10 protein-coding genes and 1 pseudogene are annotated in these 13,161 nt (G+C 64.7%); 3 read left to right on the top strand and 8 right to left on the bottom strand.

The window, feature by feature from the left end; translation table 11 throughout:
- Positions 1–61 precede the first annotated feature (61 nt).
- From LL972_RS17685 to LL972_RS17675, 3 genes are all read right to left on the bottom strand, one after another.
- The gene (locus LL972_RS17685; RefSeq protein ID WP_228328705.1) at positions 62–3,511 is read right to left on the bottom strand and encodes a hybrid sensor histidine kinase/response regulator; all 3,450 of its coding nucleotides are present in this window, start codon (positions 3,509–3,511) and stop codon (positions 62–64) included.
- A 205-nt stretch (positions 3,512–3,716) separates the two neighbouring features.
- Entirely contained in the window at positions 3,717–6,071 is a 2,355-nt protein-coding gene (locus LL972_RS17680) for a GH36-type glycosyl hydrolase domain-containing protein (protein WP_228328724.1), read from the bottom strand.
- Positions 6,072–6,133: 62 nt separating this feature from the next.
- Positions 6,134–7,516 carry an MFS transporter gene (locus LL972_RS17675; RefSeq protein ID WP_228328704.1) on the bottom strand — a complete coding sequence of 461 codons (1,383 nt, stop codon included), beginning with the start codon at positions 7,514–7,516 and terminating at the stop codon, positions 6,134–6,136.
- A gap of 158 nt (positions 7,517–7,674) precedes the next feature.
- Here LL972_RS17675 and LL972_RS17670 point away from each other — a divergent pair, with 158 nt between their 5' ends.
- On the top strand, positions 7,675–8,259 hold the full coding sequence (locus LL972_RS17670) for a gluconokinase (protein WP_228328703.1): 585 nt from the start codon (positions 7,675–7,677) through the stop codon (positions 8,257–8,259).
- 273 nt (positions 8,260–8,532) lie between these two features.
- Here the strand turns inward: LL972_RS17670 and LL972_RS17665 are convergent, their stop codons facing one another.
- Positions 8,533–8,763 (bottom strand): hypothetical protein, encoded by a 231-nt coding sequence (locus LL972_RS17665; RefSeq protein WP_228328702.1) that lies wholly within the window; start codon positions 8,761–8,763, stop codon positions 8,533–8,535.
- A 51-nt stretch (positions 8,764–8,814) separates the two neighbouring features.
- Between LL972_RS17665 and LL972_RS17660 the strand changes: the two genes are divergently transcribed.
- Positions 8,815–10,542: a PQQ-binding-like beta-propeller repeat protein gene (locus LL972_RS17660; protein WP_228328701.1), complete on the top strand. Its 1,728-nt coding sequence runs from the start codon at positions 8,815–8,817 to the stop codon at positions 10,540–10,542.
- A gap of 183 nt (positions 10,543–10,725) precedes the next feature.
- On the opposite strand, the gene LL972_RS17655 is transcribed toward LL972_RS17660, so the two are convergent.
- Genes LL972_RS17655 through LL972_RS17645 form a run of 3 tightly spaced genes read right to left on the bottom strand, consistent with a single transcriptional unit; the run spans position 10,726 to position 11,822 of the window.
- Positions 10,726–10,953, bottom strand: a complete 228-nt coding sequence (locus LL972_RS17655) for a hypothetical protein (protein ID WP_016903869.1) — start codon at positions 10,951–10,953, stop codon at positions 10,726–10,728.
- On the bottom strand, positions 10,934–11,383 hold the full coding sequence (locus LL972_RS17650; protein ID WP_046345097.1) for a 3-dehydroquinate dehydratase: 450 nt from the start codon (positions 11,381–11,383) through the stop codon (positions 10,934–10,936). Before LL972_RS17650 ends, LL972_RS17655 begins: the two co-directional genes overlap by 20 nt.
- A 10-nt stretch (positions 11,384–11,393) precedes the next feature.
- A complete protein-coding gene (locus LL972_RS17645) occupies positions 11,394–11,822 on the bottom strand; it encodes a hypothetical protein (RefSeq protein WP_228328700.1) in 429 nt (142 codons plus the stop codon).
- Between the two features lie 357 nt (positions 11,823–12,179).
- Here LL972_RS17645 and LL972_RS17640 point away from each other — a divergent pair, with 357 nt between their 5' ends.
- Complete coding sequence (locus tag LL972_RS17640) at positions 12,180–12,506, top strand: hypothetical protein (protein ID WP_228328699.1); 327 nt, start codon at positions 12,180–12,182, stop codon at positions 12,504–12,506.
- A 69-nt stretch (positions 12,507–12,575) separates the two neighbouring features.
- Here the strand turns inward: LL972_RS17640 and LL972_RS17635 are convergent.
- Positions 12,576–13,085, bottom strand: a pseudogene (locus tag LL972_RS17635) (integrase core domain-containing protein); the annotation flags it as partial.
- Between the last annotated feature and the right edge of the window lie 76 nt (positions 13,086–13,161).

The raw sequence follows: 13,161 nt of genomic DNA, 5'->3' as shown, positions 1-13,161 counted from the left end.
GGATTTTTCATTGATGCCGCGTGCAGTCCCGCATGTCGCGATGCCGTCTGGTGAGCACCCGTCAGCGCGTTTTCGCATCGTGATGCGCGCTCAGGAACGCGCGTAGCGAGGCCGGCTTCACCGGTTTGGTCAGCAGGCGATAGCCACGTTCGCGCGCGAGTTGCTTGAGTTCATCACGGCCATCGGCGGTGAGCAGCGCGCCGGCAATCGGTGCAGGGGCGGCGGCTTGCAGCGCATCCAGCGTGTCCAGGCCATCGAGCCGGTCGTGCAGGTGGTAATCCACCAGCATCAGGTCGGGTTGTTCGCGCGCACGTTCCAGCGCCTGATCCACCGTGCTGGCGGTGATCACCTCCACCTGCCAGCGACCGAGCAAGGCGCGCATGCCGTCGAGGATCTCGCGGTCGTTGTCCACGCACAGCACGCGCAGGCCGGCCAGCGAATCGCCGCTGGGCAGCGTACGCGCCACCGCCACCGGCAGCACCGGCGGCAGCGGCACTGCCGCCACGCGCGGCAGCAGGATCGAGAACATGCTGCCGCGGCCGACCTGGCTGCGCGCGCTCAGGTCGTGATCGAGCAGGCGCGAGATGCGTTGGCAGATCGACAGGCCCAGCCCCAGGCCCTGCTCGCCCCAGTCGAACGGCTGCTGATAGCGGCGGAACTCTTCGAAGATCTGTCGCATGTGGTGCTCGGGAATGCCCGGGCCGGTATCCCACACCTGCAGCTCCACCTGGTCGCCGCGGCCGCGCATGCCCAGCACGATGCGGCCCTGGCGCGTGTAACGCAGCGCATTGGCCAGGAAGTTCTGCATCACCCGGCGCAGCAGGCGGCGGTCGCTGCGCACCCACAACGGGCGGCTGTGCACCTGCAGCTGCAGGCCGCGGCTGGACGCCACCGGCGCGTATTGCGCGGCCAGTTCGTGCATCAGTGCGCTGGCGTCGAAGTCCTCGACCGTGGGCCGCAAGCCGCCGGCGTCCAGCCGCGAGACGTCGAGCAGGCCATCGAGCAGCTCCTCGGCCGCGCGCAGCGAGGCATCCACGCGCTCGGCAAGATGGCGTTGCTCCTCGTTGTTCTGATGGCTCTCGCGCAAGGCCGAGGCGAACAGCCGCGCGGCATTGAGCGGCTGCAACACGTCGTGGCTGATCGCAGCCAGAAAGCGCGTCTTGGATTGCTGGGCCAGCTCGGCCTCGCGCGAGCGATCGGCCACGCGCTGCTCCAGGTTCTCGTTGGCGTCCAGCAACGCACGTTCGGCACGCTTGTAGTCGGTGATGTCGTTGTAGCTGGTGACATAGCCGCCGCCGGGCAGCGCCTGGCCGCGCATCTCGATCACCTTGCCGTCGCTGCGGGTGCGCTCGAACACATGCGGCGAGCCGGCACGCATATGGCGGATACGGCGATCGATCTGGTCTTCGATATCGCCCTCGCCCAGCTCGCCGCGCTCGGCGTTGTAGCGGATCAGGTCGGCCACCGGGCGACCGACATACAGCATGCCATCCGGATACCCGAACAGCTGCTGGTAGCGGCGATTCCACGCGGTCAGGCGCATTTCCGGGTCGACCACGCTGACCGCGGCGCTGATGTTTTCCAGCGTGGTGGACAGGATCTCGCGGTTGAAGCGCAGCTCCTGGCCGGCTTCGTCCAGCACCGCTACCACCTCGCCCAGTTCCATGCCCGAGCCGCGCAACAGGCTGGTCAGCACCAGGCGCGCGGAGGCCGCGCCGATCGAGGCGGCCAGCAGGCGTTCGGTGAACTGCACCCAGGCGCGATCGGCCACCACGGTGGGCTGCAGCTCACGCTCCAGCAGCACCGCCTGATCGACGAAGGCGCGATGCGCATGCCGCTCGCCCACCACGCGCTCGGCCAGGGCCTGCAGGTCGGCCACGCGCACATGCCCGGGCCAGTCGCCGGCCACCGCCGGGCGCTGCGCGTACGGGTCCAGGAATGGCGCGGCGCGCAGGCGTTCGTCCACCCCGGGGCGCCAGCGTGCGGAGACCAGCATCATCGCGCCGACGTTGATCAGCAGCGGCCAGAACGTGCCGTGCGCCAGCGGGTCCCAGCCATGCATGCCGAACAGCTGCTGCGGCTGCAACCAGGCGATGCCGAACGGCCCGTCCACCAGCCAGTCCGGCTGCATCCAGCCCGCGCGCGTGGCGGCCGGCAGCAGCAATGTGTAGATCCAGGTCATGAAGCCCAGCACCATGCCGGTCTCCACGCCCTTGCGGCTGGCGCCGCGCCAGTACAGCCCGCCGATCACGCCGGGTGCGAACTGCGCCACCGCCGCGAATGCCATCAGGCCGTAGGCCGCCAGGGTGGTGTCGTTGGCCACGCTGCGGTGGTAGCCGTAGGCGATCAGCGCTAGCAGCAGGATGGCGACGCGACGGATCCACAACACGCGCGATGCCACCGCCGCGCGCGCATCGGCACTGCCGCGGCGGCGCAGCAGCACCGGCATCACCAGGTCGTTGCTGACCATGGTGGCCAACGCGATGCTGGCCACGATCACCATGCCGGTGGCGGCCGAGAACCCGCCCACATAGGCCACCAATGCCAGCACGGTGTTGCCCTGGCTCAGCGGCAGCGCCAGCACCACCGCGTCGTCGACCACCGTGCTGCCCTTGCCGAACAAGGCCACGCCGGCCGATGCGATCGGCACCACCATCGCCGAGATGATCACCAGGTAGGCGCCGAACAACCAGCGCGCGCGCCGGATGTCGCCCACGTCGCTGCATTCCACCACCGCCACATGGAACTGGCGCGGCAGGCAGATCACCGCCAGGAAGCTCAGCAAGGTCTGCGAAATGAAGCCCACCGACGGGGTGTGCTCGAACAAGGTGCGCGCCGAGTCGGCGATGGGTACCTGGTGGTCGCTCAGCCACATCCAGGCGAACAGGCCCACCGCGACGATGGCGATCAACTTGATCACCGACTCCAGCGCGATCGCCAGCATCATGCCGCGGTGGTGTTCGGTGGCATCGACCTGGCGGGTGCCGAACAAGGTGGCGAACAAGGCCATCAACAGCGCCACGTACAGCGCCGGATCCGCAAAGATGCCGCGCCCGGCACTGCTATGCCCGGTCAGCACCTCCAGGCTCATCGCCACTGCCTTGTACTGCAGGGCCAGATACGGAACGATGCCGACCAGCGCGATCACCGCCACCAGCGCCGCCAGCCGCCGCGAACGGCCATAGCGAGAAGAAATGAAATCGGCGATGGAAACGGTGTTCTCGGCGCGTGCGATCAGCGCCAGCCGCTCGATGATGCGCCAGCCGAACAGCAGCAACAGCAGCGGGCCCAGGTAGATCGGCAGATAGCCGATGCCGTTGCGCACCGCCGAGCCGACCGCGCCATAGAAGGTCCACGACGAGCAGTACACCGCCAGCGCCAGGCTGTAGACCGCTGGCCGCAGCCACGGCCGCTCCGGGTACAGCGGACGACGGTCGCCCCACCACGCCACGCCGAACAGCAGCGCGGCATAGCCGACGGAGACCAGCAGCAGGATCCAGCTTGATACCAAGGGGCGTTCCTAGGCCAATGCGAACGGGGAGTTTACGCAGTGGGGAATCGGGAGTGGGGAACAGCCCGCCTGGCCGCACGTGCGTAGGAGCGCGCTTGCGCGCGACAGGGCACCGGCGGGAAAGCCTCATCGCGCGCAAGCGCGCTCCTACACCAGCTTGGCAGTTATCGCAGTTGCCCCCAATCAAGCGCCGCGGACGCGCCACTCAGCCCGGTAGCCGCACCTGCACCTGGTACGTGCGTCCGGCGACAATGCCGTGCACGCGCGGGTCCGGGCAGGCTTCGCCGTCCACCAGTACCTCAATGTCGCGACGCTCCGGCTCACGTGTCAGCGTCACCTCGAACTGCGCGCCGCGGAACTGGCGCGTCACCTGCGCGTGCGGCCAGTGCGAGGGCAGCTGCGGGCGGATCGCCAATGCATCGCCCTCGCCGACCAGGCCGAACAGGCCTTCGAGCACGCAGCGATAGACCCAGGCCACCGTGCCGGTATTGAACAGCTGGCTGGACCGCCCGGCGGTGCGCGGATATTGATGCCAGGCGCCGCGATAGTAATTGGGCAACGACACCGGCAGGTGGCCCCGCTGCAGCACATCCTCGCGGGTGGGGCCGGGCAGCATTGCGCGCAGGATCTCCCAGGCGCGGTCGGCTTCGCCGATCTGGTACAGGCTGTACAGATAGAACGCCACCGCATGGTTGTAGACCGCGCCATTTTCCGCGGCGCCCGGCCACTTCTGCGTCAACCGGCCCACGTCATCGCGCATGTGCGTATACGCCGGGGCCAGCATCACGGGTCCGTACGGCGTATGCAGCTGTTCGCGCACCGCCTCCAGCAATGCGTCGCGCTGCGCGGTGTCGGCGGTGCCGGCCAGCAGCGCAAAGCTCTGCGGATTGAGATAGATGCGCCCCTCCACGTCCTCGGCGATGCCGAAGCGCACCCCATCGTCGGTGATGCCGCGCGCATACCAATTGCCGTCCCACAGTTCGCGGTTGGCATCGGCGTTGACCGTCTGCATGGCCTGCGCAAACGTCTCCGCCTGCGCGCTTCGCCCATGCACTGCACAGATGCCCGACCACAGCCGCAGCGCGTACGCGGTGGCCACGGTGAGCCAGCCGGACACGCCCTTGCCGCGCCAGCCGACCATGTTCATCGGGTCGTTCCAGTCACCCTGGGCGATGAAGCTCAGGCCACGTGCATCACGGGCGTCCAGCAACCATTGCATGGCCGCATCCAGGCGCTCGGCCACGCTCAGCGCCTGCCCGTCCTGCGTGCGGACCACCGCGTAGAGCACGCTGGCATCACCGGTTTCGGCCAGATAGGCACTCAGGAAGATCGGCAACCACACGCAATGATCGGTATGCGGCACCTGGTTGATGTATTTCAGCTCGGCGCCTTCCACCAGCAGGATGCCGTCCGGCATCGCCCCGCTGGGTTCCTGCTGCGAGAGCGCATGCAGCAACGCCGCGCGTGCGGTGGCCGGCTGCAGGTAGGCCATGCCCATGTGGTCCTGCAGATAGTTGCGCGTCTGCGGATCGGTGGTCAGGCGATTGACGTCGCCGTGATAGAACACCTGCCGCGGCAACCAATGATTGACCAGGTTGTCCAGGGCCGGATCGGGCGTGGCGATCTGCACGCAGCCCTGCCCGCCCTGCAGATACTGCGCGTAGTCGCGCGCGGCGGCAGCAAAGCCGGCTTCGGACAGATAACGCGCACGCAGCGCGGCGATCTCCGCATCGTCCTTGGCCGGCCCGAACGCGAAGCGATACACGCGTGCCGCATCGGCATCCAACGTCAGCCGGTACTGCAACGCGGCTGCCGGATTCTCGTAGTGCGCCTGGCTATTGCCCAGCTGCTCGGCCTGGATGGCCGAGGGCGCATGCAGGCCACCCTCGCCTTCGAAGGCCATCTGCTGCGCGTCCCAGGCCACCGGCGGTTGCTCGTGCAGCAGGAAAGTGCAGTCCTTGAAGTCACGCTGGCGGAAATAATCGTCCACCTTCTGATACGGCGTCACGCTACGGCAGACGATGCCGCCCAGCGCCGGCTCGTAGGCGCCGGCCTGATGCATCCACGACATGTAGCCGATGGGGAAATACGGATACAGGCTGAGCCGGCGCGTGCGGCCGGACAGGTTATGCACGCGGCACTCCCACAACTCCACTGCATCGTCGGTGGGCAACGCCACACACAGCTCCACCACGATGCCGTCATGGCGCACCCGCCAGCGCACATCGTGCTTGCCGGCGGAAAACACAAACTGCTCCGGCGGCGCGCGCACCGGTTCGTGCGGCACCGAATACAACGCGCCGCTGTCTTCGTCCTTGAGATAGAAGAAACGCCCGGGATGATGCGCGTAGTACGGCTGCTCGGGCATCATGAAGTTGCGCGCCTCCAGTAGCGGCGCATGGCCGTACTTGGCCGGCTCCGGCTGCATGAACTGCCCGGTGGCGTACCCACGGCAGGTGAGTTGCAGCATCATGCGGCGATTCCACAGGAATCCGCCCGCGTTCGGCATCGCAGTGGGACTGTAGAGCGCATACCGCGTGCCGTCGGCGCTGGGCGCCAGCAACGCGGACAGATCGTCGTTGGACGTGGTGCTGGAATCAGCCTGGGAAAGTGCGGACACGGTCAGCGGTGCTCCTGTTCGTCGCGCTTGCGCGCGGCCAGTTCGTGTTGGATGCGGCGCAACAAGCCATCATCGAGTGAATAGAAACGCATGGTCCAGGCTGCCAGCAGCGCCACCGCGCCCGGGATCACCGTCAGCAGCAGCACGATGCCGGTCAACGACCCGGCCGACTGCGCGCTGTTGGCCACATAGCCCATGCCCGCCAGCACCCAGGCGATGCCGGCCGAGGCCAGTGCGCCACCGAGCTTTTGCGAAAAGGTCGCAGCGGCGAAGGTCATTGCGGTGGCGCGCCGGCCGGTGCGCCACTCGGTGTAGTCGGCACTGTCGGCATACATTGAAAAGGCCAGCGGCGACTTCGGTCCCAGTGCCAGCCCGATCAACATGTTCAACGCGAAGATCGCCCACACCGCATCGGCAGGAATGAAGAACATCAGGCAGCTCAACACGCCCACCATCGCCATCAGCGTGGTCATCAACTGGCGCTTGTCCCAATGCCGTGTCAGCAGCGGCGTGATCGCCGCGCCCACCGCCAACGACACCGAATAGCCGCCCAGGAACAGCCCGGTCAGCTCCGGCCGCTGCACGTAGTACTTGAGGTAATACACGCCTGCACCGCCGCGCATGACGATGGTGATCATGATGATCAACGACAGCACGAACAGCACGCACCAGGGTTTGTTCTGCAGCAGGTCGGCGATGTCCAGGCGGATCGGCGTGCGCTGTTGCGGCGGTGGCTGCACGCGCTCGCGCGTGGTCAGCGCCACGGTCACGAACAGCGCCACCGCCACCGCGCCGTACAGCATCATCGTGCGCTGCCAGCCCAGTGCATCGTTGCCGGCACCGAGCCACGCCACCAGGTCCAGGGTGCAGTAATTGACCAGCGTGGTGCCGGCGAACGCGGCGATGAAGCGCAGGCTGATCAAGCTGGTGCGCTGGCTGCTGTCGGCAGTGATCACACCCGACAATGCCGAGTACGGAATGCTCACCACGGTGTAGGCCAGCATCATCACCAGGAAGCTGATCGTGGCCCACCACATGCGCCCGTTCTGATCCAGCGCTGGCGTGGTGTAGGCGAGCACACCGGTCACCGCCATCGGCACGGCGCCCCACAACAGATACGGGCGGAATTTGCCCCAGCGGCTGCGTGTGCGATCGGCCAATGCGCCCATCGCCGGATCGGCGATCGCATCGGCGATCTTGGTCAACAGGATCATCGTGCCCACGGCCGCTGCCGGCAGATGCATGGTGTCGGTGTAGAAGATCAGCAAGAACGCGGAGATGTTGGCCCAGTAAAGATTCAGGCCCAGATCGCCGGCGCCGTAGCCCAGCTTTTCGCGCCAGCGCAGGCGCGCCGATGCAGGAGACGTTGCAGGCGATGACGTCATCGGCAGACCTTGGAGTGCGTTGAACCCGGCCGAGCGCGCCGTTACGCTGGGCGGCCCGCTCACCTGGCGAGGAGCGCCGACGCTACACCACGCATCGGCTGCCGCCAACGTGAAATCCGGCAAAATGCCGAATCGCTCCGGAGATATAACCTGACGTGATGGACACCGCCGCCCCCGCTACACCCGCGTCCGCTTCGCCCCTGGCCATCGTGGTGATGGGCGTTTCCGGCAGTGGCAAGACCACCATCGCGCAGGCCCTGGCAGCGCATTACGGCTACCGATTTCTGGATGCCGACGATTACCACAGCGTGGCCGCACGCGCGCAGATGGCCGCAGGCCAACCGCTCACCGATGCGATGCGCCTGCCGTGGGTGGAGTTGCTGGCGGCCACGCTGCGTGACTGCGTCCAGGCCGGCGAGTCGGTGGTGCTCGCGTTTTCGGGCTTGCGCGGCACGCATCGTCAATTGCTGCGCCGCAGCGGCATTCCACTGCGCTTCGTGTTCCTGCACGCGGCCCCGCACGTGATCGCTGCGCGCCTGAGCGCACGCGCCGGCCACTTCATGCCGCCCAGCCTGCTCGACAGCCAGTTGCAGACACTGGAATTGCCGCTGGACGAAGCCGACGTGGTGTCGGTGGATGTGGACGCCACGGTGGCGGAGGTGGTGCAGGATGCGATCGCGCAGTTGGCGCTGATCGCTCCCGCGGCAGTGCACACAGCGGCACACTCACCTCAAAGCGCGTGATGCGCTATGACAGTGTTCCCTTCTCCCTCCGGGAGAAGGTGCCCCAAAGGGGCGGATGAGGGTACGAGCGAAGCCTCGCACTCCAAACCCCTGTGTGGCTCGCCACCGTACCCTCACCCCAACCTTCGCTCCGCGCCCCGGCCCGCGTTTGCGACGCGGGCGCTCCAAGGTACGCGCGCCAGTGGCGCGCAAGCAGTGCCTTCTTGCTCCCAGGAGAGAGGGGCTTAGTTCATCACAGTGATCCACCTCACAAGGTGGCGCAAAATTTCCTGGTTACTTTTTGCAGACCATTGATTTTTGAGCAAATACACAGGCATTGCCACCAATCATTTTTCCTATCGCAGCAGACGCGAATAGTGATGAATCATCAGCATTTGTGCGAATAACGAACACGCTGAACGCAATTTTTTCGAGCTGGTGACACCAGATGCGAACGGACCCGACCGTTGAATGAATGCAGCGACGTGCCTGTGTTGCACGGTTACCACAATCGGCCATCTTCACTCGGCAGATCCGGGGGGATCCAGCGCTTCCTTCATCTATGGACATGCCGTGATGACACATTCAATTCGCCGCTTGCGATTTCGCAGTTTGACGCTCGTTCCCTGCCTGCTTGCCAGCGCAGTGGCTTTCGCCCAGTCCGGCACGCCCGCCGCACAGCCGGTGTCGTCCCTGGATACCCAGGCCTTCGCACGCTCCGGCGAGGTGTGGCGCAGCTTCGGCAAAGACCTTCCGTTCGCCAGCCCCACCAGCTGGCCCATCGCCGGTGGCGGCTACTTCAACACCCGCTTCGCACCGGGCGAGTGGAAGATCAATCCCAGCACCGTCAGCACGCTCAAGCCGGCCTGGACCCTGACCACCACCGGCGACATCTCGGCCACGCCCAGCATCGAGGGCGGCACGCTGTACGTGCCCGACTGGGGCGGCACGCTGTATAGCGTGGATACCCAGACCGGCAAGCCGAACTGGCAGGCCAAGTTGTCCGATTACACCGGCAAGAGCACCTCGCTCTCGCGCACCACCCCGGCCATCACTGCCAAGAGCATCATCCTGGGCGACATGGCCGGCGGCACCGTGCTGGCCTTGGACAAGAAGACCGGCAAGTTGCTGTGGAAGAGCGAGGTGGAAACCAACCCGCAGGCGCAGATCACTTCATCTCCGGTGGTCTACGGCAACCGCGTATACCTGGGCGTGTCGTCCAGGGACTATGAAAGTCTTGATCCGACGCACCGCTTCTCGTTCCGCGGCAGTGTCGTGGCGCTGGACCTGAATACCGGCAAGAAAATCTGGCAGTTCTACAACGCACCCGAAGGCTACACCGGCGCATCGACGTGGGGCCAGGTCGCCGTCGATCCCGTCGCACGCCGCATCTATTTCGGGACCGGCAACAACTACAACATTCCCGCCAGTGTGGGGAACTGCGTGTCCAACGCACGCGCCTACCGCGGCAGCGACCTGACCGTGCAGGATGAGCTCAACTGCATGGCGCCGGACAACTACGTCGACTCGGTGATCTCGCTGAACCTGGACACCGGCAAGCTGGTCTGGGCCAACCGCAACCAGGGCTACGACGCGTGGAACCTGTCCTGCATCCTCGCCCCGGCCAATGGCCTGTGCCCGAGTACCCAGGCGAGCAATCTGACCGGGCCCGACTACGATTTCGGCGGCGCAGGCATCAACCTGTTCGCGGTGCAGCGCGAGGGCAAGCTGCAGCAACTGGTCGGTGCGGGCCAGAAGAGCGGCATCTACTGGGCCTTCGACGCCAAAACCGGGGCCAAGGTGTGGTCCACGCAGGTCGGCCCGGGCGGCACCACTGGTGGCATCGAATGGGGCGCAGCGTTCGACCCCTACAAGTCGCGCGTGTATGTCGGCATCAACAACAATCTCAATACCCCCTACACGCTGGCGCCGGGCAACACGGTCAGCCACAACGGCGGTTCGTGGGCAGCGTTGGATGCGGCCACCGGCAGGATTCTGTGGCAGGTCAAGGCGCCGGGCATCAACCCCGTCAACCCGGCCGTCCCGGCCGGCGCCCAGGGTCCGATCAGCGTCTCGCCCAACCTGCTGTTTGCCGGCTCGATGGCAGGCAACATGGTGGCCCTGGACAGCGACACCGGCGCCACGCTGTGGAACTACAAGGCCACCGGCTCGGTGATGAGTGCGCCATCGATCGTCGACGGTGCGCTGTACTGGGGCTCCGGCTATGCGCGCAACAACTTCGGCGTGGCAGCCACGGCCAACCAGCTGATCAAGTTCGTGCCGGACACGGCTGCAGGCAAGTAAGCGTCAACGCCGATGCTCTGCGTTGCATGACGGCAGCACGGCAGATCGACGGCGCCACCTTCCGGTGGCGCCGTTCGAGTTGCACAGCTCAGCTCTGGCAGCGCAGCGGTGATCGATATACTGCGTTCGACGCCGGATGCCATCTGGCAGTACCAAGAAGGCAGCGTGTGCAGGACGCAGCCGCTACAGTCGCGTGACCTGGCATAAGCGGATCTGCCCCGCTTCCAACCCGTGCGCCTCTGCCGCACGGCGGCGCAACGCAGTGACCAGCCCGGCGGCATCCAGCACGCCATCGGCAGGCACGTCCACGCTGTGGGCCAGTTGCCCCCACAGCACCGGCCGACCGTCGCAATAGCCCTCGTAGTCGGCGAAATAATGCAGCTGGCGCAGCTCAGGTACCGACGTGGACATCGCCCTGGATCTCCGTGCAGCCCAGATGTTCCAACGCAATTTCCAGCCCGAGCAGATAGCTCTGCGCGCAGTAACCGCGCACCGTCGCAATGCGCTGCCCGAACCCCTCCGGCAGGCAACGCTCCGGACGGTCCACGCTATCGTCGTGAGCTTCCACGAACGGGTACGGCAACGCGCTGAGTACACGGTGCAGGCGCGCACTGTCCACGCAGCTGCCCGGATCGATCAACGCGATTTCCATCCGCGCCTGCCCGGCCACGCGCAAGGCATCCAGCAGCTCCTGCTCCGACCCGCAGGCACGCAAGGCCACCGTCTTGCCCGCGTCGCCGGCGCATTGCACGAGCTGCCGAATGACGGCCCGCGGCAACGGCTGCGGCCCACGCACCAGCGGCATCGCCGCCTCCGGCCCACGCACGATCATGATCGACATGGCGGCCTCCTCAGGCAGCGGCGCGCAAGGACGCGCACAGCGACGGCAGACAACGCGCCGCAATACCCAGCGACATCGCATAGGCGCGCGGCGCATCGTGCGGCGTAATCACCACCGCCAGCGGCGCATGTTGCGGATGCAGCCACGGCTCCAGCTCCTGGTCGGCATCGGTATGAAGCTCGATATACGGCTTAGGCAATGCATCTACGGCAACGCGCAAGGCCCTCGCACACCTGCGCTCAGACAACGGCAGATCGCCCGAGTCCAGCAATACCAACTCCACCTCCGCATCGCCACCGGCCGCATGCAACTCGGCGATCAAGCTATCCACATCGGCACATGCCAACGTACGCAGCGCACGGCCAGCACACTCAGGCAACTGCATCGGCACCAACGGTGCCGGATCGGCCTGAGGACCTCGCAAAATCAGGATACACATCGTGTTCGGCTCAACGCACCACAGTGCGGGAGTGCCAAGGTAGGCTGGCCAGACGTAAAGGAGCCAGCCTCACATCGGCTCCTCAGCATAAAGAGTCCGTAATCCTCCACATTGCCGCTCAAATGACTCGCGCGGAATTTCACGCTATGGCAACATGTCGCGAGTTGTTCAAGCGTCGCGTCGTGGGGACAACCGCAATTGAAGGCCTGAGTGAGAAATTTAGGTTTTTCATTTTGTTTGGGGTGGATGCAAAAAGTCTCCAGTGTCTCTGTCCGTCAATGCTGGGAGATGCATTGGAAGCACGAATAAAAAAATAGACTGCTTAATTTATTTAAATCAGATCAAGGGGGGTGTGGAATGAAGAAAATGCTGTTTTTTGCGCTAATGCTGGTGAGCGTCGACAGCTTCGCTGCTGCCTATACAATCGGTGGAAATACGATAAAGTCTCTTGCGACTGGTTGGGTCGGGGAAGGGTTTTTTGTAGATACAGAAGGTCCTCTGCCGAGTGGCGCCAACTGTGGAGCAGGAAATCGTTTTTTAATTCAGCCAACTACGCCGATGCAAAAAGAAATGGTATCCCTTTTACTGGTTGCATTGCAGAACAAGTCGCCGATTCTTCTATATGTCGACGGCTGTGAAGGCGGCGTAATGAAGTTGAAGTCCGTAACTATTTCCAGTCAATGATAATCTAGTTAACAGAAGCATTAGTCGATGGATGTCGATCCGACCTGTTGTTCTCAGCCAACCGGCAATTCAATGCCAACTGAAATTGGAGGTCAGCGGTTGATATTGATCATGGAACTCGGCGAGCGTTAGCCCGCCTACGCTGTCGTGCGGGATCTGTTGGTTATAGTCGGCCAGCTAATGCCCGGTCTGATCGCGGACTTCGCTCAGGGTGCGGGAAAAATGTGCATTCCTAGTACGCCGCGTGGATAGCTGTCGTTGTAACGTTCGATGAAGCCGTTCTGCATAAAACACCTCGGCCCGATGAAATTCAATGCAATGCTTTTGCGCTCAGCCCACTCAACCAAGTCAGCGCGGAAAATTAAGGTCTTTCGTCCAGACGAAGCCTGTTCAGATTACCGGGCCAGACCGCGATGCGTTCCGATGTTCGGATGACGCAGCCGGCAGATTCAAGTCCATTTCGATCGCCAAGGCTTTCCGACTGAAATCGTCGATGACATTGAACGTGCGGAAACGTCGACCATCCCATAGCGCATCGGACATAAAGTCGATCGACCATCCAGCATTGGGTCGATCACCGTGTCGACTCCCCGTAAAATTGGTCCATCCATAGTTAGAGGTCCCCGGGCACACTAGCCACCAAGGAGACCAACGA

This window comes from Xanthomonas campestris pv. asclepiadis (genome assembly GCF_020784175.1).
GTDB classification, from domain to species: Bacteria; Pseudomonadota; Gammaproteobacteria; order Xanthomonadales; family Xanthomonadaceae; genus Xanthomonas; species Xanthomonas campestris_D.
The sequence above is the reverse complement of the archived record's forward strand: the minus strand, read 5'-3'. Positions and strand labels throughout refer to the sequence as shown.